Raw genomic sequence first — 26,676 nt, 5'->3', positions numbered from 1 at the left:
CCATGACCTGGCAACAATTCCTGGTGCTGGGTCTGCTGGCTGCTCTCGTGGCCCTGCTGATCCAGGGCAAACTCCGCCCGGCGCTGCTCTTCTCGGGCGCCGTGCTCATCACCTACCTGAGCGGGCTGGCGGATATCAACGCCGTGGTGGCGGGTTACACCAACAGTGCCCTGCTGACGCTGGTGCTGTTGCTGCTGGTGTCGCTGGCGGTGGAGAAGACCCGCATCATGAGCTGGTTCGCCAATCTGGTGGGCACGGGTTCATTCAACAAGGTGCTGGTGAAGGTGTGGTTCTCCACCGCCTTCCTGTCGGCCTTCGTCAACAACACTGCCGTGGTGGCCTCCATGCTGGGAGCGGTCAAACGCAACCCCAACCACGCGCCGTCGCGGCTGCTGCTGCCCATGTGCTTCGCGGCCACCTTTGGCGGCGTGCTGACCCTGATCGGCACCTCCACCAACCTGATCGTCAACAGCTTCCTCATCAAGATGGGGGCGCCGCCGCTCGGCATGTTCGACTTCTTTATGGTGGGGGCGGGCACCTTACTGACCGGTCTGGTGGCCGTGCTGCTGTTTGCTCGTCACCTGCCGGAGCAGGATACCGAGATGAGCCGCGAATCAGGCTATTTTCTCGAAGCCAAGGTGGGCGCTGGTTCACCGCTGGCGGGGCGCAGCGTCAAGGAGAACGGCCTGCGCAGCCTGAAAAGCCTCTATCTGGCGGAAATTATTCGCGGCGATCAGGTGATCTGCCCGGTGCAGCCGGAACACGAGCTGCACGAAGGGACGTGCTGCTGTTTTGCGGCGACGTGGAGAGCGTCGGCGTATTGCAGGAGATGAAGGGGCTGGATCTCTACGGCCAGCACCGCCTCAACGGCCAGCATCTGGTGGAGGTGATCGTCAGCCACAGCTCGCGGCTGGTGGGTCAGACCATCAAGGATGCCGAATTTCGCACTCACTTTGATGCGGTGGTGCTAGCGGTGCGCCGCGGCGAAACCCAGCTCACCGGCGGTCTCGGCCAGATTGAACTGCACGCCGGTGATACCCTGCTGCTGGCCCCCGGCCCCCAGTTTGCCCGCAACAAATCGCTGGGGCGGGAGTTTGTGGTGGTGAGCGGGCTGGAAGCCTCCACCCGTCTCGATGGCAAGCGCAGCGCCGCCGTGGTGCTGGGTTTTCTCGGGGTGCTGGCGCTCTCGGTATTCGATCTGGTGCCGCTGTTCAAGGGCTTGCTGCTGATGCTGGTGGCGCTGCTGCTCACCCGCATTCTGACCCTGGACGAGATCCGCCGCCGCTTTCCGCTGGATATCTGGCTGGTGGTGGGCGGGGCGCTCGCCATCGCCGATCAGCTGGAAAGAGCGGACTGGCCAAGCTTATCGCCGACTGGCTGATGGGGGAGTTCAATGGTGCCAGCCCCATCATCGCCTTTATCGGTATCTATGTGTTTACGTTGGTGCTGACCGAGCTGATGAGCAACAACGCCGCCGCCGCGCTGGCCTTCCCCATGGGTTACCAGCTGGCGCTCAGCATGGATGTCTCGACCATGCCGTTTATTCTGGCGGTGCTGTTCGGGGCCAGCTCCAGCTTTATCCTGCCCTACGGCTACCAGACCAACCTGATGGTCTATGCCGCGGGCAACTACAAGATGCCGGACTACCTCAAGCTGGCCCTGCCGGTCTCGTTGGCCTATAGCCTCGGGGTGATTGTGATGGTGCCCCTGCTGTTTCCGTTTTAAGGCGTAAATGCCAATCAAGGGGTGTTGGATGAGCAATATCATGGCACCAGCACGTTGTCGGCGGATAGTCCGAGGCGGCTCCCCGTGGTGCTGGACAGTTTAAGTTTTGAGGCGTGAGCGCCAAGCAAGGAGTGTGGGATGAGCAATATCGTGTGGCACAAGCATGCCGTCGACAAACAGAGCCGGGCCGAATTGAAAGGGCAAAAACCGCTGGTGATCTGGTTTACCGGGCTGTCGGGGGCGGGTAAATCGACCCTGGCGGGGGCGCTGGAGCAGGCGCTGGCGGCACAAGGCAAGCACACCTATCTGCTGGATGGGGACAATGTGCGCCACGGCCTCTGCGGCGATCTAGGTTTCGATGATGCCGCGCGGCAGGAGAATATCCGCCGGGTAGGCGAGGTGGCGAAACTGATGGTGGATGCGGGACTTATCGTGCTCACCGCCTTTATCTCGCCGTTCCGTGCCGAGCGGGCGCTGGTGCGCAGCCTCTTGGGCGAAGGGGAGTTTGTCGAAGTTTTTGTCGATGCACCGCTCGCCATCTGTGAAGAGCGCGACCCCAAGGGGCTCTATAAAAAGGCGCGAGCAGGGGAAATTACGAATTTTACCGGTATCGACTCCGCCTATGAGGCACCGGAACAGCCAGAAATTCATCTGCTGAATGCCGGTAAACCTGTGGATACGCTGGTGGAGGAGTTGCTGACCGCCCTGCGGCAGGGGAACTATCTGTAATTGGATCGGAAGAACGTATAACAAGCGCCCGGCAGCCTACCAGTTGGCTACCACGGGCGCTTATGGGCTGGCGACCACAACTATAAGCAAAAATTGGGTCATTATCAGAAAACCCATAAATCCAGCTTATAGTGGCACCGACGAGCCTTGAGTCACCCCAAGGCAGCCGATAGCAACCCCGCAAAGGGATCTTCCGATCCTTGCTTATATCGCGGCGGGGTTATTCGCGATTGTCTGAATATGCTGCGCTATTCGAACCTACGGGCTGGCCAAATATGTCGTCGATATGGTTGAGGATCATTTCGTGGTTGAGCATGAGGTCTGTCGCTTGGTACTAGCCGGTCAATGCTGGCGATCATACCTCAGAAGCCGCGTCACGTTTGGCTTATATGGGGCATGATTAAACGATAGCACTTAATTTAATTATTTTAAATCAAAACGTTTTGTCTACTCTTAAAGAAATCAGTCCTTTCCATTGCATATCTCGTAAAAAGTCAACTATATCATTTTTTAGTTGCATTTCGGGCGCATCATATAATGATGTAATTTCATTGAAAATATCTTTGACTTGACACTGCTTATTATTAATTAAAGTACTAAGCATGTCTTTGGCTGAATCATTGAAATAAGATAATTCAATGTTGTCACCCATAATAATAAGAAAGCCAGTGTCATTATCGTGACGAATTTTTCTAAAATGGGCGGAAATATATATTTCCGCCATCATATCATATACAGTTGTGTTAGGCACCGAGTAGTCCTTCTATAGGTTTTAGAGTGTTATTTTTCTGGCAATTATTAGGTTCAACACTCATCAATTTAGATGTCGCTACAGCCCCAACAGCAGCACCAGCTATGGCAGCTGCTGCCGTTGCTGCCGAAAAAAAAGCCAAGGGAGCAGCCATTAATGCAGGTGATGCCTTAAAGGTTGTCTGGGGTTTGATATATGATTTTTTTATTGTGTTCATTATGCAAATCCTTTTATGGTTAAGTGTGACGTACATGTTGATTTGAAATTATGATTTTTTTGTTGAGTATCAATTTTACCCACCATTCTTCCAACTGCAACTGAGGCGGCACCAACAGCTGCAGATACGGCACCAATAGCTAATACCGTAGGCAAACCAACTTTTCCAATATCAGCGAAAATAGTTGGTTTACTATAATATTTTTTCATTTTTTTACTCCTTCCTATTCATCCTAAATGATTGTGCTTTGAATTTTAAAATCTGGATCAAGATGATTGCGATGGTTAGGGTGATTACCATATTTATCGAGCTTCGATATGTAATCTTTTACCTGCTTGCTGTTCCAGCAACTAAGACCATTTTGTTTCCATATATCTTTGATACTGACCTCTTTGACATTGCCGATACAAAATGGCATTGTACAATCCATTCTGATATCACCATTTGGTCTAATAACAGCGGCAGAGTTTGGCATGGCTTGTTTTTTATAAATATCAGTTAAGTGTTCCGCGCTATTAAGAACCAGCATTCTTCCTGCATACTTTATTTGCATTTTTTCAACGATGTCGTAAATTTCATTTAAATAAGATTGATTGGTTGGGACTAAATTAGTGCTGCCGACAGCACGTCCGCTTGGCATTATCGCACCACAAACTATGGATGAAGCACCAAGTTGGTAAGAAAAGTCTATCATCATTTCTAGATCGTCAATGTTATCTGGTGTAATGGAGTGTGCGATTCGTAAAGGTAAACCAGCTCCAGAAAAAAGAAATGCAGCATCTACGGCTTTTTGCCAACTGCCAGTAACACCTCGGAATTCATCATGTTTATTTGCATGCAGATTGTCAATTGATACTTGGACCCAAAAATACTTATACTTCTTCAGTTTTTGTACAGTTGAATGACGAACTAACATGCCATTTGTTATCAAAATAAAAGCTGTGCCATCTGCATGTAAAATATCCATAAAATCAAAAAGATGGGAGCCAAGTAATAATGGCTCCCCACCAGATATAATTGCTTGGAAAATTCCACCATCAGTAACTATTTGATGGGCGAGATTATTCCAATCTTCAGGGGTCATCGAGTCTTTATAGTGATCAAGGCCAGAAGAGTTATAGCAATGTTTGCAGGTGAGATTGCATTTTGATGTGAGTTCAAATTGCAAGCCAATTGGATATTCAAAAGAGGTTGGATATGAGCCATTTGCTTGCCGAAACTTTATGTCGTTTATTTCATCAATCGCTTGCTGCTCTTGTTTTTGTTGTAGATGATGCATTTATTTTTTATCCTGAGTTTTAATTTCCATTATTTTATTGCATAGGTCTACTGATAGTCTGTGGTATTCTTGTGGTGAATATAGATCTTTAAACTCTCGATACAATTTTTTATAGTTACAGACATCAGGCCTAGCATCATATATTTCACATTTGTCATTTTTTAAATGGACGCAAATGCCATCACCTAGCTGAAGGTGTTGAAGTGATGGCACTAGATTTATATGTCGGCAACATTCGCCACATGCAACACATTTAAAATCAGGCAGAATGTTTTGTTCTAAATATTGATCCTCTTCATTATCACTCTGTGCATTCATATTTCCCTGCCTGCATCAAAAAATAAACATAATTACCAATTTAAAATTGGGGAAACCTGTCAATTTGACAGGGAAATTCGTGGAGTGTACCGCTAACAAATTATCTATTTCCTTAGACAAGGCTACCGCACCTGAATTACAGCCTCCAGTCTGCTGCTTTTTACCTGCGGTCTTGTTCTGGCCATAGCTCATGGCTGACTCCAGCGAGAGGTTGGCAAGCTGCTATGTTACCGAATGGGGCTGGGGAGAAAAGCGCAAGTGGGCGGTTTTCTGAGCAAGATCAATAAATTAATAAATAACTGGCGGCGATATAACCGCTCAACAGCGGCCCCCATCAGCGCAGGGGAAAATCGGACGGTGAAGCGAGAGTATCGCCCTCTTGCTGACGGGCATTAAAAAACCCTATGGGCCTGTGGGCCCATAGGGTTTTTCTGCGGTGATTGTTTGTGTTGTGGTTATCTGGCTTGGCGAACCGGCACGGCGCGGGTGGTGGCCACTTCGTAGCGGCTTTGGCTTGCCGGAGCCCCCTTCTGGAACTGGCGTACCAGCCGGTCGAGATCGCTCAACTGGTTTACCAGCTGGGTGATGCCGTGTACGGCGTGCTGGCTGCCGACGCTGGAGTCATCGGCCAGGGTCTTGATGCTGAGCACGTTGCGGTTGATCTCGGCGGTGACGTGGAACTGCTCCTGCACCGCCTGGGCAATCTGGCCGCTGCCGGAGGCGACCTGCTGCAGCATATCGTTGATCTGCTGGAGAATGGTGCCGGTTGCCGAGGCTTTTTGCTGGCAGCTCTCGGAGAGTTGGCAGCCCTTCTCCATCGCCTGTTCTGCATCCCCGGCGCTGGTTTGCAGCTCGGTGATCATCTTCTGGATCTCGCTGGTCGAGGATTGGGTCTTGATGGCGAGGGTGCGGATCTCGTCAGCCACTACCGAGAAGCCGCGACCCGCTTCGCCAGCCCGGGCCGCTTCGATGGCGGCGTTGAGGGCCAGCAGGTTGGTCTGGTTGGCGATGTTGTTGATCACATCGAGGATGCCATCGATATCGCGGCAGTGGCCGACCAGCGCACTGATCACGCTCTTGGAGGTGGTCAGCTCGCTGTTCATGCCCGCCACGGCGGCCACGGTTTCGGCCACGCTACTGTTGCCGCTCTTGAACAGCACGGCCGTTTCATCCAGCAGGCTGGAGGAGTCAGTCGAACTTTGTGACACCTCGCGAATGGACTCCGACATCTCGGTCACGGCGGTCGCTACCTGATTGGTCTCGGCCTGCTGCTGTTGCAGGTTGTCGGTGATGGACTCGGCGTTGCGCAGATCCCCTTCGGCGGCCTGCAGGATCTTGCTGCAAGTCTGCTGGGTGCGGGCCAGCACGGCGTTGAACTCTGCCTGATTCATCACCATCGAGAGTTCGATGGCGGCTATGTTGTCCACCTTGTTGGTGTAGAGCAGCTGCATCAGTGGGTTGTCAAAGCGGCTGCGGGCCATCTTGTTGAGCTTGCCGAGGCGGCGGGAGAGGGCATTCAGGGTGATGGCCGCTATCGCCAGCGGCAGGGCGACCAGCGCCAGTTGCCAGTTCATGTCGTGGTTGTAGCCCAGCGCAAACATGGCGAGCAGGCTCAGCAGCAGGCAGAGGTTGATGGTCAGGGTATGGGAGAAGGTGGGCAGCTTGAGCGCCAGCGGCAGCTTGTTGTTGCGAAGGTCGGCATAGACCTTCTCGGCCCGCTGTTTGATCTCCTCGCTCGGGGCGGTGCGCACCGACTGATACTCCACCACCCGGCCGTTGGCATCCTTGATGGGGGTGACAAAGGCGCTGACCCAGTAGTGATCGCCACTCTTGCAGCGATTTTTCACCGGTCCCATCCAGCTTTTGCCTTCGCGGATATGGTTCCACAGATCGGCAAAGGCCTGTTTCGGCATGTCAGGATGACGCACCAGATTGTGATGTTCCCCCACCAGTTCGTCGAGCGAGAAGCCTGCTATCTCGCAGAACTCCTCGTTGGCGTAGGTGATGCGGCTCTCCAGATCCGTGGTGGAAATCAGGCTCTGGTGGTCTGGATAGAGACGTTCTCTTTGGGTAACCGGTTGATTGATTCTCATGGCCTTGCTCCCGAGCTGTGATGGTTAAATTTTGATCTACATCAAGACATGTGCAAAGGGCGGGCCAGCTGGCAAAAGCTAATGATTGATGTGTTATTAGTGTCGTTTTGGCAGGAAAAGATCGTTGTTGTTTGCAATATGCAACGGAGCAGACGGGGTGTGCCTCTGCGGCATCTGCAATTTGCAACCTATTCTGGTTAAGCCCATGAGCTTGGAGTCAGCAGCTTGATGCGAAGGAGCCACGAACCGACGGGGCATCCACTGCCCCGCCAGAGATCAGGGGAGAGGGTCGGGAGCGGGTGAGGAGGGGGCGCTGACGAGCTGCATCACTTCAATCTGGATCCCCTGCACCAGCACGGTTTTCAGATCCTGCAGGTACTCCTCCAGCGGTGACTCTTGCAGCAGCTGGGCAAGCTCGTTGCCCACCGGGGTGAGGCGGTAGTAGAGCAGGGTGATGTTGTTCTGCTTGCACTGCAGCCGCCAGCGCTGGTTGCCAAACTCCAGCTCGACCCCATCGGCGGGCAGCGGGCCGGATTCCAGCTCCGCGCGATGCAGCAGCCCCAGCTCAAACAGTTGCAGCAGGGCGTTGTAGGGCAGTCGGTATTTGCCAAGGCCGAGCCGCGTTGCCTTGGCACGACTCAGCAGGGTGGCCCCCTTGTGCAGCCCCAGCAGCAGTCGCTGCTCGTCGCTGCCGGTGTAGTGGCAGGTCAGTGAACAGATGCGCTGAAACAGCTGGGCCTCGCGCTGGGTCATCTCTTTGAGGGTGGCGAGCGCTCGAATGGAGAAGCGGCCCGGCGTGGCGACTTCCAGCGCGAAGATCCGCCCCCACAGCTGCTGCATCGGCACCATGCTGATATCTTCCGCCAGTTGCAGAAAGCGGGTCAGCCAGTCGCTGTCCATCTCGCCGCCGGCCGCGGTCTCTTCGCAGTGGCGGGAGGCCATCACCATGATGGCTTCCAGATTGCGCTGGCGAGCGGCCTGATCCGCCAGATGGCGAAAGGTGGCGCGCTGTTCGAAGGTGCTGTCGGTATTGCGGGTGAGCATGCCGTCGATGCCGCGACTGCGGGCCAGACGCAGGGTCTGCTCCTGGCTGCTCAGGATCGAACTCTCTTTTTTCGGGGGGGGGAGGTCTGCCATGCTGACTCCATTCGCACAGGTTCTGGAGCTGAATGTTACTCCAACCGGGATGCCAAGATAACAAAGCGGCCTCCGTGGAGGCCGCTTTTTTTGCAACGGGAGGATTACTCCTCGTAAACGCTCACCTCGACCGCTTCCATCGAATAGGAGGCGGTGGCCATCTCGTGGCTGGAGCTGACCGTGCGCATCTTGCCCTTCACCCAGATGGCATCCCACAGATCATCCACCGGCGCACCCTTGGGGTAGCTCACATAGATCACCTGATTGGTGGGGGGCGGCGGCACGTGGATGCAGGCGCCGAAGTAGGGCACCAGCAGGAAGGCGGTGATCTTCTTGGCATCCCCTTCCAGCGGCACCACGAAGCCCGGAATGCGCACATCCTGGTTGTCCAGCTTCTTGTTTACCCCGCCCACCGGTTGCGGCACCGACATGGGATCTTCGTGATTGACCTGGGGTGGTGGCAGCAGTTTTTCCCCTTCCGGGATCAGCACATCCCAGTCGATGGTCTTGTAATCGGCGGCCATGGCGGGCAGTACCAGCAGGCTGGCGAGCAGCGCCACAATTTTCCACTTCATCATCTGTCCTTCTGTTTCAATTTTGGGCGTCTCGCTAGACGCGAATGCTCATGCCATCGCTCAGGCTGTAGCGGTAAGCGCGGGCGGCAGGGAGCAGGCCGATCACCATGCCTGCCAGCCAGACTACCCCCAGCAATTGCCACTCGTAGGTGCTCGGCAGCCCCAGACTCAGTTGCAGGCCATAGTGGCTGAGCAGCCAGGGCGAGGCAAGCCCCTGCCCCAGATAGAGCACGGCGACCCCGAGAGCAATGCCGACCGTGGTCAGCGCCATCGCTTCCAGCGCCAGCAGCAGGAACAGGTGGGCAGGGCCCGCGCCGAGGGAGCGCAAGATGGCGAGCTCCCGGCGCCGCTCGTTAAGCCCTGCCAGCAGGGTAGTCAGCATGCCGATCAGGCCCGCCACCACCACGAAACCGGCGATGACCGACAGCGCGGTTTCCGCCACGCTCATCAGGCTCCACAGCTCCTGCAGGGCGGCCCCCGGCAGGATCGCCATCAGCGGCTCTTTGGGATAGGTGTTGACGCTACGTTGCAGCTGGAACGCCAGGATCCGGTTGCTCAAGCCCACCATAAAGGCGGTGATGGTTTTCGGGGTGAGATCCTGCGCCAGCGCCTGCTCCGGCGTCACGTTCTTGCTGTGGCGGCCGGTATCCCAGCCCAGATGGATCGCCTCTATCCCCGCCAGCGGCACATGGATGGTGCGATCGATCGGGGTGCCGGTCGGCGCCAGAATACCCACCACCTTGAATGGCAGGTTGTCGTGCTGGCTGAACGAGGTGTTGCCAGCGCCGTGGGCGATGACGATGGATTGGTCGAGGTGATAGCCGAGCTTCTCGGCCACCTGAGCGCCGAGTACCGCTTCAAACGGCGTCTCGAAAGGCCGTCCTTCGCGCAGTTGCAGCGACTGCTGCTGACCGTACTTCAGGTGGGTGAAGTAGTCGCCATTGGTGCCGAGCACCCGAAATCCCTTGTGGGAGTCACCAAGGGAAAGCGGGATGGTCCAGGCGACGCCCGGTTTCTGCTTGATGGCCTGATAGGAGTCCCATCCCACGTTGTTGGTGGGGTTGCCGATGCGAAACACCGAGTAGAGCAGCAGGTTCACCTGGCCGGAGCGGGCGCCGACGATGAGATCGGTCCCCGAGACGGTGTTGGAGAAGCTTTCACGGGCCTGGGTGCGCACCCGCTCCACCCCGAGCAGCAGGGTGACGCTGATGGCGACGGCCAGCAGGGTGAGCCCGGCGGTGAGTCGGCGGGCCCAGAGACTTTGCAGGGCGAGTTTTAGCATGATGCCCTCCGGTTGAGCTGTTGCAGGTTTTCGACCCGCGGGAACAGGGGTTCGAGATAAGGGTCGTGACTGACGAAGATGAGGGTCGAGCCCTGCTTGTCGCACTCCTCGAACAACAGCTTGATAAAGGCGGCCCGGTTGTCGGTGTCGAGTGCCGAGGTGGGCTCGTCGGCGATCACCAGTGGCGGCGAGCCGATCAGCGCCCGCGCGGCGGCAACCCGCTGCTGCTGGCCGATGCTGAGGGCATGGACGGGGCGATGCAGTGCGTCATCCGGCAGTTGCAGCTCCGCCAGCAGACGGCGCGCCTCCTGCTCCGGACTCCCTTGCAGGCGAGCCCGTTTAGCGGGCGAAAAGGTGAGGGCAGCGGTCACGTTGTCCTGCACCGAGAGAAAGGGCAGCAGATTGAACTGCTGGAAGATATAACCCAGATTGGCCGCCCGGAAGTGGTCACGGGCACGGCCAGAGAGCCGGGCCAATGGTTGGCCCAGCACCTCCAGGGTGCCGTGGTTGGCGGTCTGGATCCCGGCCAGCAACCCGAGCAGGGTCGACTTGCCAGAGCCCGACGGGCCCTTGATAAAGACCCGCTCACCCTCGCGGATGGTGAGGGCGGGCAGATCGAGTACAGCGTCGCCACCTGGCCAGGTAAAGGCCAGATCGCGGATCTCAACCACGGCTTTTTTCATGGCGTTACCAGCTCAGCTTGTTGGCGGACGGGGTCAGCTCGCCAGCGGTCTGGCCGGTGGGCAGGATCCCCTGCACGCTCAGCTGCTCAAGGCTCGGATAGACGCTGAACAGGGTCGCCTCAAGGCCGGCCAGTTTGGCCGGGGTGGCGCAGGTGTAGGTGTACATGGCGCCCATATCGGCGTGACCCGCTTCGTCATGATTATGCTGGTCTTCATGTTTGTCGCTGGCAGCCTTGTCATGGTCATGGTCATGGTCATGGTCATGGTCGTGATCGTGCTCTTCTTTGGCTGCTTGCAGCTCCTGCTGGGTCAGTTTGCAGCCAGCCGCCGGGTCGAAGCGGAACAGGGCGTCAGGCTGCTGGAGGCGGGCGACCGCCTTGGCATACTGCGCCTTCTCTTCAGTGCTCTTGGCGGCGTGCTCGAAGCCCACCAAATCGGCAGCAGGGGCCTGCAGCTCGATCATCAGCTGATCGCCATCGACCACCAGATTGAGGTGGCCGTGGCCATGCTCGTGGGCGCCGTGGCTGTGGCTCTCGTGTTCGTCGTGATTGGCGTGTGCGCCAAAGGCCGCTGCGGCCAGCAACAGAGTAACTGCTTTCATCTTTAATCCTTTTTCAAAACAAATAGCGAAATTAAACAAAGGGATAGAGAAAAGCAGAGGCGGGCGGCGCACGGATGGCATAGCTGTGAAGCGTGGCGGTATCTGCCGAGCGTTGCATGATTGCAACTGCGGGCAGAACAGAGGTCGAACCGGGGAAACAATAGGGGGTAGCGGTGATGACTTGCTTGCCATCCAGATGGAGGGCGCAAACCAGGCAGTGATGGTCGTCGTGGCCGGGCAGGACGGATTCAAACTGGTGCCGGGCAAGGGCAGGCTGCAGCCATAACCAGCCCAGCAGCAAGATCCAGATTTTCAGCTTGATACGACCCATAGACCCTTATGGAAAGGGCGCCATCAGCGCCCTTTCTCTCTGACTTAGAGATGGGACTTGATGAGCCCCATCACGGTAGCAATGTTGTTGGCATCGAGCTGGCCATCTTTGGCAAACAGCACTTTGCCTTCTTTATCCAGCAGAATGATCGCCGAGCTTTCCGGCGTCAGATCCCAGGCGTTGCGCGCCATACCCTTGGCATCCAGCACCATGGCGGACCAGGGGAACTCTTTCTTGCTGTCCTCGGCACTGCTCTTCACGAAGCCGGAGGTGCCCCAGATGGCGTCATTGCTGTTGACTACGGTAACGGTCTGGTACTTGTCTTGCGGCAGTTTGGCGGCCTTGATTGCCTCGATCATCGGGGCGTTCAGCTCCTTGGCACTGGAGCGACCGGCAATATGCTGGATCAGGAATACCTTGCCGGTGAGCGAGGTGCTCTGCCACGGCTGGTAGCCGATATCTTTGCCATTCAGTACCAGCTCGCCTTTGTCGCTGACATTGACCAGCGGCACCGGGTTGCCATCCTTGAAGTTGTGAGCAAAGACCAGAGATGGCAGCAGCGCCAAAGTAAGTACGAGATGTTTCATCCTGATGACACTCCATTTGTTATGTTATAACGAGTTTCGGATTGAGGGAATGGGCGAGCTTCATCCTAAACTGATCGGATCTGTTTAAAAAGTGTTAAATAAGATCGCAATTCAGAAGCGTCGGCGCCCCGCCAGTCAGGGGGTTGGCTGGCAAGGGCGGCTAGGATGGCATGACATCGATAAAAATCAATGAATTGGCTGCTGGTCTGAGCTGTCTGTGTCAGTAGAGCGATTCGCTGATGAGGGGGATCTTGGCCATGGTCATCTGCTGGGCCAGCAGGGACGAGCCGGTCAGCAGCACATGGCGCTGATTGTTGATCACCACCACATCACCGGGTACGCCACTGTCTGCCGTAATGGCCAGCCAGGCAGGGGAGACGCTGCCGATGCTGATATCCGGATAGATGATGCTGAGCACATATTGCGGCGCCAGCTCCGCCAGCAGGCTGGCCATCAACAGCGCCTTCTCGTCGCTGTCGGCCTTGTTATCCTGCAACGCCTGCAGCGGCGGCGCGAAGTGATCCAGCTGCTCCGGCTGGGTGGGGATGGCGTTCAGCCACTCCTGCAGCAGGCTGACGCTGGTGGCGAGATCCTTGGCCGCAAATTGCTGAGCCAGCGGCTTGAGGTGCCCTTTGAAGTGGTAGAAGAGCTGGGAGTAATCGGGTCGCACGCAAGGCAGTTTGCGATTGGCCGGATGGACGCAGGGGATCACCCTCATCTGGTAGAAGGCATCCTCCTGATACTGCTGGTAGGCTTGCCAAAACAGCATCGACTCCATGCTGTCGTCCCGCAGGGTGAAGGCCTGCTCCAGATTACGAAATTTGGTAGCGGTCTCGGGGCTGCTCTGATTGATCAGGTTGATGCTGTTGTAGAGCCGCGGGCTGATGTAGGCGTAAAGGGTCTCCAGCGGATTGGTGAGAGAGGCCTTCAGCAGGCTCATCTCGTGGCGACTGGCGGCCATCACCTGATCGTCGGTGGTCAGCTGGAAGTGCTTGCGCTGGCCATCGGTGGATTGCCACTGCCAGCTCATGTTGATCTCGCTAGCGTTGCTTGTAGCACCAAGAGTGGTGCAGAGAGTGAGGCTGAGCAACAGCGCGGGGGTCAGCTTCATGGTGGTGCTTCCTGCCGTGGACGATAATTAACAACTAGGTGAGCCGGCACCACTTTGGTGATGTTTCGTTTTGTGATCTGGATAACAGATTGATGTGACTTTTAATTTAATTGTGAAATTAAGTCACTCTGGAGGGGTTATGAAGCCTTGGATCATAGTGTTGTTTGGGCTGCTCAGCCTGCCAGCCATGGCGGGTCAGGTGATCGTCAACAAGGGGATGTCCATTGCGGATACCTTTGCTCTGCGTGACCAGCTGGCGCGCGAACACGAATGGCAGGAGTGGCTGCGCTACCAGCAGGCCATCAAGTGGCTGGAGGTGTTGCCGGTCAACTGCGAGCTGATGAGCCAGCCGGGCGGTGGCTATCGCTGTGGCGGTGATTACTATCGTCCCTACCAGAAAGATGGTCGTGAAATATACATTCAGGGCAATCCTGCCGAAGATGCGACCGGTCAGCTGCCGCAAACACCGACAAAAAAGGCGCCATAAGGCGCCTTTTTTTACAAACCGAGTGACGCTTACTTGGCAGCGTAACGCTCGGCAGAGGTCTTGATCTCGGCTTCGGCAGCGGCCTTGTCACCCCAACCTTCCACCTTGACCCATTTGCCCGCTTCCAGCTCTTTGTAGCGCTCGAAGAAGTGCTGGATCTGGGCTTTCAGCAGTTCCGGCAGATCGTTCACATCCTGGATGTGGTCGTACTGCTTGGTCAGCTTGGAGTGCGGTACAGCAACGATCTTGGCATCTTCGCCAGATTCGTCGGTCATCTTCAGCACGCCAACCGGGCGGCAGCGAATGACGGAACCGGCCAGCAGCGGGTAGGGGGTCGGAACCAGTACGTCGACGGGGTCACCATCCAGAGAAAGGGTCGCGTTCACGTAGCCGTAGTTGCACGGATAGAACATCGGGGTAGACATGAAGCGATCGACGAAAATAGCACCGCTGTCCTTGTCGACTTCGTATTTGATCGGGTCGGCATTCTGCGGGATTTCGATGATGACATAGATATCGTCGGGCAGGCTCTTGCCGGCCGGTACCAGGTTCAGGCTCATGATAATTCCTTCGTTGTTAGTATCAGGTTTGCAGGCCGATATTATAGCGATGTGATGTTAAATGACCATATTTCAGCGGCTATCGCTAACAAAGAAGGGGGATGTTTCCTGTTTGCGGCGCTTTGATGTGTGCGGGATGCAACAAAACGGCTGTTTTGATGCCCTGCCGGTGAGCAAGGTCACCGGCAGGGCATGTGGAGTTGCGAGCAAAGAGGGTCAGAGCGAGTAGGGTAGTCTCGATTCGTTGACCAGTCGCGACAGGGCTGTCACTACATGGGGGTCAAACTGGGTGCCGGAGCGGGACTGGATATACTCCATGGTCTGCGTCAGCGTCCAGGGCTCCTTGTAGGGGCGCTTGCTGAGCAGGGCATCGAATACATCGACTACCGCCACAATCCTCGCCGACAGGGGGATCTGCTGACCAGCCAGCTGCTGCGGGTATCCTTTGCCATCGAAGTGCTCGTGGTGGCCCCGGGCGATTTCGGCGCCGAGAGAGAGGTAGCTGGTTCCCTCCACCATTTCGCCCGCCTTGTGCAGGATATTGGCGCCGATGCCGGCGTGCTGCTCCATGATGGCCCTCTCTTCCGGGTCGAAACGTCCGGGCTTGTGCAGGATATGATCCGGGGTGCCCACCTTGCCCACATCGTGCAGGATGGAGGCCATGCCGATCATCTCGACAAACTCTGGGGTCAGCTGCTCGGGATAGGCCGCCATCTGCTTCAATTCGGCCACGATGGCATCCGAGAGCTTCTGCACCCGCAAGACATGCTCGCCGGTATCGGAGTCGCGGAACTCCGCCAGCGCCGCCAGCGCCACCACGGTGGCCTCTTGGGCGCGCAGCAACTGGTTGTAGAGATAGAGGTTGTCGTAGGCTGCCGAGATGCGCTGGCAGAAGACATCCAGCAGGTCGCACTCGAGGGGATCGAGGGGCTGGGTCGGGGTAAAACTCAACACGAACTCGCGACCATTCTGGGCGGCGATATAGAGGGAGTCCTGCGGGTGTTCAAAGCGGTTGCAGCGCGCCGCCAGTGCCTTCAGGACCGAGTCATTGAGGGTGGGAAAGTCGGTGATCTTGCCATCATCCAGCAGAGTCTCGTAGTCGCCGGTGGCGGCGAGGATCTCCAGCCCCTGTTCGCCGGGACGGCGCTCGGCGCAGATAGCCCCTTCGGTGCCCACATCGAGAATGGCGCTGATCTGTTTCAGCACGCCGGAGGCAAACTCCTTGAGTGAATGAAGATGGTAGAGATCGCCCGCACCTTCCAGAATTTTGCCGAGCCCCTGCCGGCTCTTGTCGATGGCACTGAGGGTTTCGTATGAACGCAGGGATGCGATGACGGTGGTGTAAAGCTTTTGTACCGTCAGTTCGGTCTTGGTCTTGTAGTCATTGATGTCGTAATCGAGGATCACCCGCTGCTCGGGGGCCTGACCGGGCTGGCCGGTACGCAGCACGATCCGCACCAGCGAGTTGTGCATTTCGTTGCGGATCCGGTGCACCAGCCGCAGACCTGCGTCTTCTGTCTCCATCACCACATCGAGCAGGATCAGCGCAATCTTGGGATTGGCCTCCAGCATGCGGCCAGCTTCGGCGCCGCTGTAGGCATTGAGCAGTTCCAGCGGACGGGATTTGTAGTGAATGTTGGAGAGGGCCAGGCGGGTGGCATGATGGATATCCGGTTCATCATCCACGATCAGCACTTGCCATGGGTTGAGTGCCTTGGGGACCACGACCTCCTCATCATCGAGTTCGATGATGTCGTCGTCCAGCAAGATATTGTCCTTGTCTTGGGCACTGCTCATATCGGTTACGCCTCCGGCGCTCAATGAGTATGTGAACAGTATGCACGATCACATCCGCTCGGATCATCAGGATAAGCAGATATCGTGAGCTGGCTCCGCCTCTTTATCGCTACTCGAAAGGTTCCAGATACCCCTGGATCGACTTCTTCAACCAGGCCAACACCTTGCCGTGATAGGCGTTTTCCGCCAGATAGACCCCGTAATCCCGCCACTGCAGGCTGAACTTGTGTTTCAGGGTCAGCAGGGAGCCTTGTCGCAGCTGACTCTGGATCAGCGGCGAGGGGAGCACTGCCCAACCCAGCCCGTCCAGCACCGCATTGCGCATCAACTCAAAGCTGGAGAGGCCGATATGCTGGCCTCCCACAGGTAGCAGGCTTTTTACTGAAAATTCATCTACATACGAGAGGGTGACCTGGGTGTGATCGGTCAGATCCTGCTGTTTGACCCGCTTCAGTCCGGCCAGCGGATGGCTGGGTGCCACCACCATCAGGGTGCGGATCGGGTTGAGCACGTCGATATTGAGGCCGCTGCGCTCCTGATCTTCGGTAATGAGGCCAAAAGCGGCATCGACGAATCCCTCTTCCACCAGCGCCGGCAGTTCGGGTGGGGAGGCGAGCACCAGCGAGATACTGGTACCGGGAAACTGATTGTGCAGGCTGGCCAGCATCTCGCGCCACACCGGCTCGGGAATGGCGTCATCGCGGGCAACCCGCAGCGCCACTTCGGCCCCCGAGGCGTAATGTTTGCACTTCTGCTGCAGGCTATTGGCTGCCTGCAGCAGGCGAGTGCAATCATCAAGCACCAGCTCGCCGATCTCGGTCAGCCGACTCTGATTGGCGCCTCGTTCAAAAAGTTCGACGCCAAGCTCAACTTCCAGCGCCGCGATGGCGGTGCTGACGGCGCTGCGGCTTTTGCCGAGGCGACGGGCGGTGTTGGCAATAGAGCCGCTATTGGCTGACTCTACAAAGAGTTCTATTTGATATAGCTTCATGTGTTACAGGCTGTGGCGGAGTTTTTCACCATCACCTTAGCGTGCCGAACCAAGGCAAGGCAAACCTGTGGCGTCGGAATAATCGACGCTGAGCGATTGTCGCGAGTTGCTTCTCCCCATTTACCATCTCTCCCGTCGAAGCAACAAAGGCATCTTATATGTTATTAAGTCGTATGTTTCTGGCCCGGCTGTTTTTGACCGGCGCCATCGTGACCGAGGTCGCCGGTACCTCCAGCATGGCCATGATCCCCGAGCAGGGAGCTGGCTGGATGAACTACATCCCGATGTGGCTGTTGATCGGTTTCTCGTACTGGTTGCTGGCGAAAGCCGCCAAAACAATCTCCATTGGTATTGCGTTTGCGCTCTGGGAGGGGCTAGGGATCACCTTGATCACCATAGTGTCGGTCATGTTCCTTGGTTACGATGTGACCGTTCAGGAGCTGATTGGCCTGGCTCTCGCGATAGTGGGGATTGTTATGGTGACCATGGGGGAGACCCATGATGAGCCCGCAGACAAGTCAGTAGAAGCGGAGGCCACAGCATGAGTCCGTTTGTGATTGTACTGGGTGCCGCACTGATCGATATCGGCGCCAACATGGCCATCAACCGCTCCAAGGGTTTTCGTTACAAGGGGTGGGGCTTCCTGGGGATCATGCTGGTACTCGGCGCCTTTACCCTGCTCTCGGAAGCGGTAAGTGGAGGCCAGATTGACCTGGCTGTTGCCTACGCCACCTGGGGGGCTATCGGCATCGTCGGTACGGCGCTGGGCGGTTTGCTCTTCTTCGGTGAGCGGCTCAAGCCCATCGGCTGGGCTGGCATGATGGTGATGGCGCTGGCTGTCGTTATGCTGACAACCGCCTGATAACCTGAAGCAATAAGAAAAGCCGCCCGGTTTCGCCGGGCGGCTTTTTGTTTGGCCGACTGTTTGACCGACTCAGGCTCAGCGCGGCGCTTCGTAGAGCTCCAGCGGCAGGCCGTCGGGGTCGGCGAAGAAGGTAAAGCGCTTGCCGGTCAGCTCGTCCACCCGCACCGGCTCTGCCTCGACCCGATGGGCCAGCAGGTGGGCGATGACCCGATCAAGGTCGCTGACCCGAAAGGCGAGATGGCGCAGGCCGCACGCCTCGGGGCGGGAGGGGCGCTCGGGAGGCGAGGGGAAGCTGAACAGCTCCAGCTGGCTGCCGTCCGGCAGGGCCAGATCCAGTTTCCACGACTGGCGCGCCTCGCGCAGGGTCTCGGCGATGATGGGTAGCCCCAGCACCTCGTGGTAGAAGTGGCGCGAGCGTGGGTAATCGCTGGCGATGATGGCCACATGGTGGATGGCGTCAAACAGCGGAAAGGTCATGGTGTTTCCTTGTCAGCAGCATAGTGAACGGGCAGCCTGCGCTGCCCGTGTTGTTGATCTAGTTGAAGAAACCGCCGAACCAGTCATCCAGCGCACTGCGTGGCGATGGACTGCTGGCGCAACCGGCCGGGGAGCCCATGGTGGAGGCTTTGGCCGGTACCTGCAGGCTGCCAGGGCAGTCGCTGGTGACGCGGGTGCCGCTGGCGCGGGAGAAGTTGGCCCAGGTGACCCCTTCCGGCATCCTCAGCCCCAGACTGTTGACGCCGCGCTGGCTCATGTAGCCGCTAAAGAGCTGCAGAGCACCACTGGCACCGGTCAAGCCCGCCGGGGTGTTGTCGTCGCGACCGACCCAGATACTGACCAGCTCGTTGTTGTCCATCCCGGCAAACCAGGAGTCGCGCAGCTCGTTGGTGGTGCCTGTCTTGGCCGCCATGGTGGCGCCCGGGAACTTGGCACTGAGGGCGCGGGCCGTGCCCTGACTCACCGTCTTGGTCATGGCGAACAGGGTCAACCAGCTTGCTTGCTGGTCGGTGACCCGCTTGGCGGTCTGATCATGCTGATAGAGCAGGCTACCATCCCCGTTGACTACGGCGCGAATGGCCGACAGCGGCTGGGTTAGCCCCTGATTGGCGATGGGCAGATACATCTGGTTCACCTCCAGCGGGGAGAGGGCCACCGCCCCCAGCACCAGCGACGGATAGGGCTGGATCTCCTGCTGGACTCCCAGCTTGTGCAGGGTGTCGACTACCTTCTCCAGCCCCACCTGCAGACCCAGATTGACGGTCGGCACGTTGAGGGAGCTGGCCAATGCATCCATCAGCGGCACGCTCTGGCGGAACTTGCGATCATAGTTCTGCGGCGTCCAGACCTGACCATCCTGACCGCGAATACGGATCGGCTGATCTTTGAGCGGGGTCGCCAGGGTCAGGCCGTTGGAGAGACCGGTGAGGTAGACCGCCGGTTTCACCAGCGAGCCGATCTGGCGGCGGGCATCCAGCGCCCGGTTGAACCCGGCGTAGCGGGGATCGCGGCCACCCACCAGCGCGACCACTTCGCCCTTGTGCCAGTCGGAGACCACCATGGCCGCCTCCAGCTTCTTCTTGCCGCGCAGCTTTTCGATATCGGCGAGGCCCGATTCGACCGCTCGCTCGGCCGCGTGCTGGGCGATGGGGTCGAGGCTGGTGAAGATCTTCAGGCCAGACTGCTTGAGCAGATCGGCGCCGAAGCGGCTCTGGATCTCTCGCTTGAGCAGTCCCATAAAGGCCGGGGTACGGCCATAACTCATCTGGCCGCGGGCGATGATGCCCAGGGGCTGGCGGCTGGCCAGCTCATATTCGGCCTGGGTCAGGCTGCCGTGATCCATCAGCAGCTTCAGCACCAGATCACGGCGGGTCTTGGCCCGCTCCGGGAAGCGCCATGGGTCGTAATAGGAGGGGCCTTTCACCAGACCGACCAGCAGGGCGACCTGATCGATATCCAGCTCGTTGACCGGAATGCCGAAGTAGAAGTAGGAGGCGAGGCCGAAACCGTAGACCCCTTGCGAGAAGTTCTGCCCCAGATAGACCTCGTTGAGGTAGGACTCGAGGATCTCGTCCTTGCTGTAGCGATAGTCGATCAGCACCGCCATATAGGCTTCCTGCAGTTTTCGCCACAGGCTGCGCTCACGGGTCAGGAAGAAGTTCTTGGCCAGCTGCTGGGTGAGGGTACTGCCCCCCTGCACGGTACGACCCGCGATCAGGTTGGCGAACATGGCCCGCATGATGGCGACCGGCGAGACGCCGCCATGCTGGTAGAAGTCGCGATCTTCGGTGGTGAGCAGGGTCACCAGCAGGCTGTCGGGCACTTCGGCGATACGCACCAGCAGGCGATCTTCCCGATCCTCGGTATTGAGGCGATCGAGCAGCACCGGGTCCATCTGGGCGTAACCGAGCTGGCGCTGGTTCTCCAGCGACTGGATCCCCTCAAGGCGCGGGCCGTTGAAGGTGAGGCGCAGGCCACGGGCTCCATCGGCGCCATCATAGAACTCGAACGGACGGCGAATAAGCTCGATGCGGTTGCCATTGATGGTGTATTCACCCGGCGTGTGAGGCTGGCGCACCTGCTTGTAGCTCAGCATGTTGAGCTCGCGCAGCATCTGGTCCCGTGACAGGCGCTGGCTGGGGTAGAGCTCCAGCGGGCGGCTGTAGACCATCACCGGCAGCTGCCACTTCTCGCCATCGAAGCGCTCGCGCACCTTGGTATCGAGGTAGATGCCAAACACCACCATAAAGGCCGCCACCACCAGGGAGAGCTTGAAGCCAAGCCAGAACAGCTTGCGCCAGATGGTGCGTTTGGGCGCTGCCTTCTTGGGGGCACGCTTGCGTCGTTGGGTTGCCATAAATCCTCTTTGCTTTCCTTTCTACTTGTTATGTCGCATTCGCGAACGTTCGAGCGGGATTAACCCGCCGAACCTAGATGCCCATCTTCTTTTTGGTGACTTTGGTCGGCATCGCTTCCAGCGGATTATCCGGCCAGTAGTGGCGGGGATAGCGCCCCTTCATCTCTTTCTTCACCTGTTCGTAGGATCCTGCCCAGAAAGCGGCCAGATCGGCAGTGATCTGCAGCGGTCGCTGGGCGGGGGAGAGCAGCTCCACCACCAGCGGTACCCGGCCATCGGCCATGCAGGGGGTCGAACCTTGCCCGAACATCTCCTGAATGCGTACCGGGATCACCGGTGCCTGCCCCGGTTGATAGCGGATCCGCACCCGGCTGCCAGTGGGCGCCGCAAAGTGGCTCGGCAGTGCCTCGTCCAGCCGTTTGGGCAACGGCCAGGGCAGGGATTGGCGCAGGATGTCGCTCATATTGAGCCTCTTCAGCTGCTCCAGCCGGGTCATACCGCTCACCGCTGGCAGCAGCCACTGTTCCAGTGTGGCCAGCAGGCTGTCGTCATCCATAGCGGGCCACCCCTCATCGGGCAGCCAGTCGCGGGCGCAGCGCAGGCGGGCCAGCAGCCCTTCGCTGCTCTCGTCCCACGGCAGCACATGCAGCCCCTTGCGGCGAATGCCTTGCAGCAGGCAGCGCCCTTTCTGCTCGTCAGAGAGTTCGGTCAGCGGTCGCTGGCTCAGCACCAGCTCGCCGATCACCTGCTGGCGCTCGGCGCGCACCCGCTCTTCCCGCTCATCCCAGTCGAACCACTGCCGTTCGCTCACCAGTTCCGGCAGCAGGAGTACCAGCTCGTCCAGATCGACCGGTTCGGCGATAAAGATGCGGCTGCCGCGATCGTTCTGCCCCATCTCGATGGCGATAAGGGCGGCTTGCCCCTGACAGGGATGACCTTCTACCAGATCGCAGCTCACCCCACCACTGAGTTGATAGCGACTGCCACTACGCAGTTTGCCGATGCGATCCGGCCAGGCGAGGGCACAGAGTAGCCCCAGCCACTGACCCTGCGCATTGGCAGGGCGCACGCCAAGCCGCTCAAACCAGCGGGCCGCCCCCTGACGCAAGGCACTTTGACGGCGGTGGAACAGCACAGAGAGGCGATCCGATCCTCGCAGATCTTCTTCCTGCAACGCCACCAGATATGCGGCATCGGCGACAATCCCTGTCAGACCCTCGGACTCCAGCTCGCGGGCGCGCAGCAGCATGCGGGCGAGGCGAGGGTGGGTACCGAAGGCGGCCATGGCGCGGCCAGCGGCAGTGAGTTGTTGCTCACCCTCCGGCTTCATGGCGCCAAGGGCCACCAGCAACCGCTGGGCGCTGGCCACCGCGGCGGCGGGGGGCATATCGAGAAGCGGCAGATCTTCCACCTTTGCCCCCCACTGGGCGGCGTCCAGCAGCAGGCCGGTCAGCTCCTGAGTGAGGATGTCTGGCGGGCTCTGCTCGGCGAGCCGCTCCTGCACCTCGCTGCTCCAGAGCCGGTAGCAGACGCCGGGGCCGAGACGGCCAGCACGGCCTGCCCGCTGGGTGGCGGAGGATTTGGCTATCTGGCGGGTTTCCAGTCGGGTGACACCGCTTTTCAGATCATAGGAGGCCCGTCGTTCCAGCCCGCTGTCGATAACGACAGAGACCCCTTCGATGGTGAGGGAGGTCTCCGCCACATTGGTGGTGAGCACCAGCTTACGGCGGCCGGCAGGCGCCGGTTCGATGGCCGCTTGCTGCGCCGCCATGTCGAGGCGACCGTAGAGGGGGGCGAGGGTCACGTCGTCCGGCAGTTTGTCTGCCAACCATTGTGCCAGCCGCTCGATCTCACCCTGTCCGGGCAGAAAGACCAGCAGGCTGCCATCTTGCTCGGCCAGCGCTTCGAGCACCACTGCGCCGACCTGCGGCTCCAGCCACTGCTGGCGATTGGCGGGGTGGTAGTGATAGTCGATGGGAAAACCGCGCCCCTCGGAGCGAACCACAGGGGCATCCGGCAACAAGGTCTCGAGTGCCATGCCATCCAGGGTTGCGGACATCACCAGGAGCTTGAGATCATCGCGCAATCCCTGCTGGCTCTCGATGGTGAAGGCCAATGCGGTATCGGCGTGCAGGCTGCGTTCATGGAACTCATCGAAGATCACCAGCGAAACGCCATTCAGCTCAGGGTCTTGCTGCAACATCCGGGTCAGCACCCCTTCGGTGACGATCTCGAGCCGGGTCGCTGAGCTGGTGCGGCTCTCGCCACGCACCCGCAGGCCGATGCGCTCGCCCACCTTCTCCCCCAGCTGGCGCGCCAGAAAAGTGGCGATATTGCGCGCAGCCAGGCGCCTTGGTTCCAGCATGATGATGCGGCCGGGCAGCCGGTTCTGACGCACCAGCTCCAGCGGCAGCAGGGTCGATTTGCCCGCGCCTGGGGGCGCCTGCAGGATCACGCTGGTGTGGCTGTCGAGGGCGGCAAAGAGTTCGGGCAATACCGAAACGATGGGGAGCTGGGACAAAGCGATGAGCACCTTCTGTGGCAACCGGTAAAACGGCGCCTATTCTGCCACAGCCACCCGTGCCACCGTGAGTGGATGTGCGCAGATGGTCACTCGGGCGGGAGGCTGGCGAGACATGGCCGGATAGCTGCCATAGAATGGGCCCATCCAATGAGCGTGAAAAAGGCATTATCACCACATGGCCAAACTCTTCTTTGCCCTGCCCGTCAAGGAGCTCGCTCCCGAGCTCATCGCCTGGCGCGATCAGCTGCCCTGGCCCGGTCAGCCGGTGCCGCAAGCCAACCTTCATCTGACCCTCGCCTTTCTGGGGGAAGCGGACGAGTTGACCACCCGCCGCCTGATCGCCGCCGTGGAGCGTCAGCACTGTCCGCCGCTCTCCATCAGACTGGATGAGACCGGCTGGTTCAGCCGGGCCAAGGCAGCCTGGATTGGCCCGAAAGAGTGGCCCAACGAGCTGACCGTGCTGGCAAAGGCGCTGCGCCGCCACGGCGAGAAGTTGCGTCTTGGCAATGGCGAGCAGGGTTATCGCCCCCACGTCACTCTGTCGCGCAAGGCGGGTGAGGCGCCTGCCATCCTGCCTGCCCCAAATTTTCTGCTGCAAGCCGATGAGTTCTGCCTCTATCAATCCATCTCGACTCCGGACGGGGTGCGCTACGAGCCGCTTGCCTGCTGGCCGCTGCGCGCCCGGGTAAAAGAAGACGCGCGGAGGGCTAACCCGTGATTTTTGATCCCCCCCTGCAATCGGGCCAGCTGGTGGCCCGCTACAAGCGCTTTCTGACCGATGTGCAACTCGATAACGGTGAGGTCATCACTATCCACTGCGCCAATACCGGTGCCATGACCGGTTGTGCCGATCCGGGCACCCGGGTCTGGTACTCCACCTCCGATAGCCCCAAGCGCAAGCTGCCCAACAGCTGGGAGATCGCCGAGAGCCCGGCGGGCCACTTTATCTGCGTCAACACCGCGCGCGCCAACCAGATTGCCCGGGAGTTGATCGAGCAGGAGGCCATCGCTCCGCTGGCGGGTTACAGCCGGTTGCGCACCGAGGTGAAGTATGGCGAAGAGAACAGTCGCATCGATCTGTTGCTGGAAGATGACGAGAAGGGCAATTGTTACATCGAGGTAAAATCGGTCACCCTGCTCGACGAACGTGAAGATCCGGGTATGGGCTACTTCCCCGATGCGGTCACCGCCCGTGGTGCCAAGCATTTGCGCGAGTTGATGGCGATGAAAGCGGCGGGCCACAGGGCAGTGCTGCTCTTTATGGTGTTGCACTCCGGAATAAGCCGGATGCGCCCTGCAACCCATATAGATCCGCACTATAGTCTGCTAATTGAGCAGGCAATCGCGGCGGGGGTTGAAATTTTATGCTATCGGCCCCATGTTGGGGTGCAAGGCATGGTGGCTCAAGGGTTTATCCCGTTTGAATCTGGTCACCTGTTACCCGAGGGGAGTGCATAAATATTGGAGTGGGTAACATTATTGGTACGGCTCGTTTGCTTACCCGTTACCCTTCTGCTATAGATGTCGCCCTCAATTTATGGATGGCACGGGTAGCGTGCTGAATTAGGAGACAGGGCATGCCAACAGGCGAAAACAGGAAATCTCTGGGCCCCCTGGCCATTGCGGGTGTCGCGCCTTACCAGGAAAAGCCGGGTGAGGAGTACATGAATGACCAACAAAAGGCGCATTTTCGCAAGATCCTGGGTGCCTGGCGCAACCAACTGATGCAGGAAGTTGATCGTACCGTCGACCATATGAAAGACGAGGCTGCCAACTTCCCGGATCCCGTGGATCGTGCCGCGCAAGAAGAAGAGTTCGCTCTTGAACTGCGTACCCGCGACCGTGAACGCAAGCTGATCAAGAAGATCGAGAAGACCTTGCAGCTGCTTGAAGACGATGATTTCGGTTACTGCGAACACTGCGGTATCGAGATCGGTATCCGCCGTCTGGAAGCCCGTCCGACTGCCGACCTCTGTGTCGATTGCAAGACGCTGGCCGAGATCAAGGAAAAACAGATGGCCGGTTGATCCCGACCCTCTGGTATATGAAAAAGGGAGCTCGCGGGCTCCCTTTTTTATTGAGCTTTTGGCGGTCGCGCCCCAGAATGCAGCCTCAATGAATCGCTTACCCGAATAGTCATGCCAGTGAATTTCCCGTCCTCACCCCTTGTGCGCCCCTATGTCGGCCGCTTTGCCCCCTCACCCTCAGGCCCGCTTCATTTCGGTTCGCTGATCGCCGCCCTCGGCAGCTTTTTGCAGGCCAGAGCGCAGCAGGGACGCTGGTTGGTTCGCATCGAAGATATCGATCCGCCGCGGGAGATGGCGGGGGCAGCGCACCTGATCCTCAAAACCCTTGAAGCATATGGCCTCGAGTGGGATGGGGAGGTGATGTTCCAGAGCGCGCGCCACCGCCGTTATGACGAGATCATCGACCAGCTCTATCGGGCGGGGGATCTCTACTGGTGCCGTTGCACCCGGCGCGAAATCATGGCCGCAGGCGGTCTCTACAGCGGCCACTGCCGCACCCTCGGGCTTGCGGCCGAAGGTTGCGCGGCCCGGCTGCGCCAGCACCATCCGGTCTACCACTTCGACGATCGGTTGCAGGGCCATATCGCGGTCCCTGCAGCGCTCGCCGAGGAGGATTTCATTATCCGTCGCCGCGACGGGCTCTACGCCTACAACCTGGCAGTAGTGGTGGATGATATGGACAGCGGCATCACCGAGATAGTGCGCGGTGCCGATCTGCTGGAGCCCACGGTGCGCCAGATTGCCCTCTACCAGACCCTGGGTGCACCGGCGCCCGACTGGGTGCACCTGCCGCTGGCGGTGCTGGCAGATGGCAACAAGCTCTCCAAGCAGAACCATGCGCCGGCCCTGGCGCTCGATGAGGTGCGACCGGCCCTGTGGCAGGCGCTGCACTTCCTCGGCCAGTGCCCGCCCCTCGAGCTGATGGCAAGCCGGATCGACGAGATCATCGAATGGGGCATCGCCAACTGGCAGCTCGAACGGGTGCCAGCCAGCGAGAAAATCCCACTGGACCTTGAGTAAAAAGAGCCGGTTTTCGTGTAATAAGGCGTGAGCTGGGCGCTGATAGACCGCTATTTTCGCTGGCAGACGGTTTCATGCGGGATCAATTGTCAGCACGGTTTTTCATTTGGTCAGGCGTGAGCTATGTGCAGA

General features: G+C 58.6%; 29 protein-coding genes and 1 pseudogene. 9 read left to right on the top strand and 21 right to left on the bottom strand.

The genetic code is table 11. The features are described from left to right. The first annotated feature begins 2 nt into the window (after positions 1-2). Together ACTG2B_RS18540 and cysC are read left to right on the top strand one after the other, a co-directional pair. Positions 3-1,725 (top strand): annotated as a pseudogene (locus ACTG2B_RS18540) (SLC13 family permease). 138 nt (positions 1,726-1,863) lie between these two features. Further along, positions 1,864-2,454: an adenylyl-sulfate kinase gene (cysC, locus tag ACTG2B_RS18535; protein ID WP_100645126.1), complete on the top strand. Its 591-nt coding sequence runs from the start codon at positions 1,864-1,866 to the stop codon at positions 2,452-2,454. A gap of 433 nt (positions 2,455-2,887) precedes the next feature. Here the strand turns inward: cysC and ACTG2B_RS18530 are convergent, their stop codons facing one another. The 15 genes from ACTG2B_RS18530 to ACTG2B_RS18460 form a co-directional block, all read right to left on the bottom strand. Further along, positions 2,888-3,205: a PqqD family protein gene (locus ACTG2B_RS18530; RefSeq protein WP_439996600.1), complete on the bottom strand. Its 318-nt coding sequence runs from the start codon at positions 3,203-3,205 to the stop codon at positions 2,888-2,890. Next, complete coding sequence (locus tag ACTG2B_RS18525; RefSeq protein WP_146037045.1) at positions 3,198-3,422, bottom strand: hypothetical protein; 225 nt, start codon at positions 3,420-3,422, stop codon at positions 3,198-3,200. Before ACTG2B_RS18525 ends, ACTG2B_RS18530 begins: the two co-directional genes overlap by 8 nt. Further along, positions 3,422-3,631 (bottom strand): hypothetical protein, encoded by a 210-nt coding sequence (locus ACTG2B_RS18520; protein ID WP_439996599.1) that lies wholly within the window; start codon positions 3,629-3,631, stop codon positions 3,422-3,424. Before ACTG2B_RS18520 ends, ACTG2B_RS18525 begins: the two co-directional genes overlap by 1 nt. A gap of 23 nt (positions 3,632-3,654) precedes the next feature. Then, positions 3,655-4,701 (bottom strand): radical SAM protein, encoded by a 1,047-nt coding sequence (locus tag ACTG2B_RS18515; protein ID WP_257696579.1) that lies wholly within the window; start codon positions 4,699-4,701, stop codon positions 3,655-3,657. Further along, the gene (locus ACTG2B_RS18510) at positions 4,702-5,019 is read right to left on the bottom strand and encodes a YkgJ family cysteine cluster protein (protein WP_257696580.1); all 318 of its coding nucleotides are present in this window, start codon (positions 5,017-5,019) and stop codon (positions 4,702-4,704) included. It lies immediately after the preceding gene. Positions 5,020-5,034: 15 nt separating this feature from the next. Beyond that, entirely contained in the window at positions 5,035-5,211 is a 177-nt protein-coding gene (locus tag ACTG2B_RS18505) for a hypothetical protein (RefSeq protein WP_257696581.1), read from the bottom strand. A gap of 263 nt (positions 5,212-5,474) precedes the next feature. Continuing rightward, complete coding sequence (locus ACTG2B_RS18500; protein WP_439996598.1) at positions 5,475-7,112, bottom strand: methyl-accepting chemotaxis protein; 1,638 nt, start codon at positions 7,110-7,112, stop codon at positions 5,475-5,477. Positions 7,113-7,388: 276 nt separating this feature from the next. After that, entirely contained in the window at positions 7,389-8,249 is an 861-nt protein-coding gene (locus tag ACTG2B_RS18495) for a TIGR03899 family protein (RefSeq protein ID WP_047439578.1), read from the bottom strand. A 104-nt stretch (positions 8,250-8,353) separates the two neighbouring features. Next, positions 8,354-8,827 (bottom strand): DUF3299 domain-containing protein, encoded by a 474-nt coding sequence (locus ACTG2B_RS18490; protein WP_201946670.1) that lies wholly within the window; start codon positions 8,825-8,827, stop codon positions 8,354-8,356. Between the two features lie 31 nt (positions 8,828-8,858). Then, positions 8,859-10,106 carry an ABC transporter permease gene (locus ACTG2B_RS18485; RefSeq protein WP_005354695.1) on the bottom strand — a complete coding sequence of 416 codons (1,248 nt, stop codon included), beginning with the start codon at positions 10,104-10,106 and terminating at the stop codon, positions 8,859-8,861. Next, positions 10,100-10,789: an ABC transporter ATP-binding protein gene (locus ACTG2B_RS18480; RefSeq protein WP_236322960.1), complete on the bottom strand. Its 690-nt coding sequence runs from the start codon at positions 10,787-10,789 to the stop codon at positions 10,100-10,102. The genes ACTG2B_RS18485 and ACTG2B_RS18480 overlap by 7 nt, the downstream gene beginning before the upstream one ends. A 4-nt stretch (positions 10,790-10,793) precedes the next feature. Then, positions 10,794-11,390 (bottom strand): DUF2796 domain-containing protein, encoded by a 597-nt coding sequence (locus ACTG2B_RS18475; RefSeq protein WP_439996597.1) that lies wholly within the window; start codon positions 11,388-11,390, stop codon positions 10,794-10,796. A 31-nt stretch (positions 11,391-11,421) separates the two neighbouring features. Beyond that, on the bottom strand, positions 11,422-11,721 hold the full coding sequence (locus ACTG2B_RS18470; protein ID WP_236353941.1) for a hypothetical protein: 300 nt from the start codon (positions 11,719-11,721) through the stop codon (positions 11,422-11,424). Positions 11,722-11,765: 44 nt separating this feature from the next. After that, entirely contained in the window at positions 11,766-12,308 is a 543-nt protein-coding gene (locus ACTG2B_RS18465) for a YtfJ family protein (protein WP_439996596.1), read from the bottom strand. Between the two features lie 220 nt (positions 12,309-12,528). After that, on the bottom strand, positions 12,529-13,419 hold the full coding sequence (locus tag ACTG2B_RS18460) for a hypothetical protein (RefSeq protein WP_043821720.1): 891 nt from the start codon (positions 13,417-13,419) through the stop codon (positions 12,529-12,531). 139 nt (positions 13,420-13,558) lie between these two features. Between ACTG2B_RS18460 and ACTG2B_RS18455 the strand changes: the two genes are divergently transcribed. Further along, positions 13,559-13,906: a hypothetical protein gene (locus ACTG2B_RS18455; RefSeq protein ID WP_201933422.1), complete on the top strand. Its 348-nt coding sequence runs from the start codon at positions 13,559-13,561 to the stop codon at positions 13,904-13,906. Between the two features lie 29 nt (positions 13,907-13,935). Here the strand turns inward: ACTG2B_RS18455 and ppa are convergent, their stop codons facing one another. The 3 genes from ppa to ACTG2B_RS18440 all read right to left on the bottom strand — a co-directional run bounded on the left by ppa (position 13,936) and on the right by ACTG2B_RS18440 (position 17,254). Further along, positions 13,936-14,466, bottom strand: coding sequence for an inorganic diphosphatase (gene ppa / locus ACTG2B_RS18450; RefSeq protein ID WP_005335667.1), 531 nt, complete (start codon positions 14,464-14,466; stop codon positions 13,936-13,938). Positions 14,467-14,682: 216 nt separating this feature from the next. Next, positions 14,683-16,263 (bottom strand): DUF3369 domain-containing protein, encoded by a 1,581-nt coding sequence (locus ACTG2B_RS18445; protein WP_439996595.1) that lies wholly within the window; start codon positions 16,261-16,263, stop codon positions 14,683-14,685. A 109-nt stretch (positions 16,264-16,372) separates the two neighbouring features. Next, positions 16,373-17,254 carry a LysR family transcriptional regulator gene (locus ACTG2B_RS18440; RefSeq protein WP_005354677.1) on the bottom strand — a complete coding sequence of 294 codons (882 nt, stop codon included), beginning with the start codon at positions 17,252-17,254 and terminating at the stop codon, positions 16,373-16,375. Between the two features lie 158 nt (positions 17,255-17,412). Here ACTG2B_RS18440 and ACTG2B_RS18435 point away from each other — a divergent pair, with 158 nt between their 5' ends. After that, positions 17,413-17,799, top strand: coding sequence for a DMT family transporter (locus ACTG2B_RS18435; RefSeq protein ID WP_005335660.1), 387 nt, complete (start codon positions 17,413-17,415; stop codon positions 17,797-17,799). Continuing rightward, positions 17,796-18,116 (top strand): SMR family transporter, encoded by a 321-nt coding sequence (locus ACTG2B_RS18430; RefSeq protein ID WP_005335659.1) that lies wholly within the window; start codon positions 17,796-17,798, stop codon positions 18,114-18,116. Before ACTG2B_RS18435 ends, ACTG2B_RS18430 begins: the two co-directional genes overlap by 4 nt. A gap of 78 nt (positions 18,117-18,194) precedes the next feature. Here ACTG2B_RS18430 and gloA2 read toward each other — a convergent pair whose 3' ends face one another. The 3 genes from gloA2 to hrpB all read right to left on the bottom strand — a co-directional run bounded on the left by gloA2 (position 18,195) and on the right by hrpB (position 23,494). After that, positions 18,195-18,596, bottom strand: a complete 402-nt coding sequence (gene gloA2, locus ACTG2B_RS18425; RefSeq protein WP_439996594.1) for an SMU1112c/YaeR family gloxylase I-like metalloprotein — start codon at positions 18,594-18,596, stop codon at positions 18,195-18,197. Positions 18,597-18,654: 58 nt separating this feature from the next. After that, positions 18,655-20,973 (bottom strand): penicillin-binding protein 1B, encoded by a 2,319-nt coding sequence (gene mrcB / locus ACTG2B_RS18420; protein WP_439996593.1) that lies wholly within the window; start codon positions 20,971-20,973, stop codon positions 18,655-18,657. Positions 20,974-21,046: 73 nt separating this feature from the next. Then, positions 21,047-23,494 (bottom strand): ATP-dependent helicase HrpB, encoded by a 2,448-nt coding sequence (hrpB, locus tag ACTG2B_RS18415; protein ID WP_439996592.1) that lies wholly within the window; start codon positions 23,492-23,494, stop codon positions 21,047-21,049. 178 nt (positions 23,495-23,672) lie between these two features. Here hrpB and thpR point away from each other — a divergent pair, with 178 nt between their 5' ends. The 4 genes from thpR (at position 23,673) to gluQRS (ending at position 26,544) form a co-directional block, all read left to right on the top strand. After that, positions 23,673-24,215 carry an RNA 2',3'-cyclic phosphodiesterase gene (gene thpR / locus ACTG2B_RS18410; protein WP_064335479.1) on the top strand — a complete coding sequence of 181 codons (543 nt, stop codon included), beginning with the start codon at positions 23,673-23,675 and terminating at the stop codon, positions 24,213-24,215. Beyond that, positions 24,212-24,955, top strand: coding sequence for a DNA/RNA nuclease SfsA (gene sfsA / locus ACTG2B_RS18405; RefSeq protein ID WP_279498728.1), 744 nt, complete (start codon positions 24,212-24,214; stop codon positions 24,953-24,955). The genes thpR and sfsA overlap by 4 nt, the downstream gene beginning before the upstream one ends. 119 nt (positions 24,956-25,074) lie before the next feature. Beyond that, positions 25,075-25,524 carry an RNA polymerase-binding protein DksA gene (gene dksA / locus ACTG2B_RS18400; RefSeq protein WP_005335644.1) on the top strand — a complete coding sequence of 150 codons (450 nt, stop codon included), beginning with the start codon at positions 25,075-25,077 and terminating at the stop codon, positions 25,522-25,524. Positions 25,525-25,635: 111 nt separating this feature from the next. After that, complete coding sequence (gluQRS, locus tag ACTG2B_RS18395) at positions 25,636-26,544, top strand: tRNA glutamyl-Q(34) synthetase GluQRS (protein WP_159157621.1); 909 nt, start codon at positions 25,636-25,638, stop codon at positions 26,542-26,544. The last annotated feature ends 132 nt before the right edge of the window (positions 26,545-26,676 follow it).

Source organism: Aeromonas sp. 30P (assembly GCF_051919805.1).
In the GTDB taxonomy this organism is placed as follows: Bacteria; Pseudomonadota; Gammaproteobacteria; order Enterobacterales; family Aeromonadaceae; genus Aeromonas; species Aeromonas veronii.
This window is presented reverse-complemented; position numbering and strand designations above follow the sequence as displayed.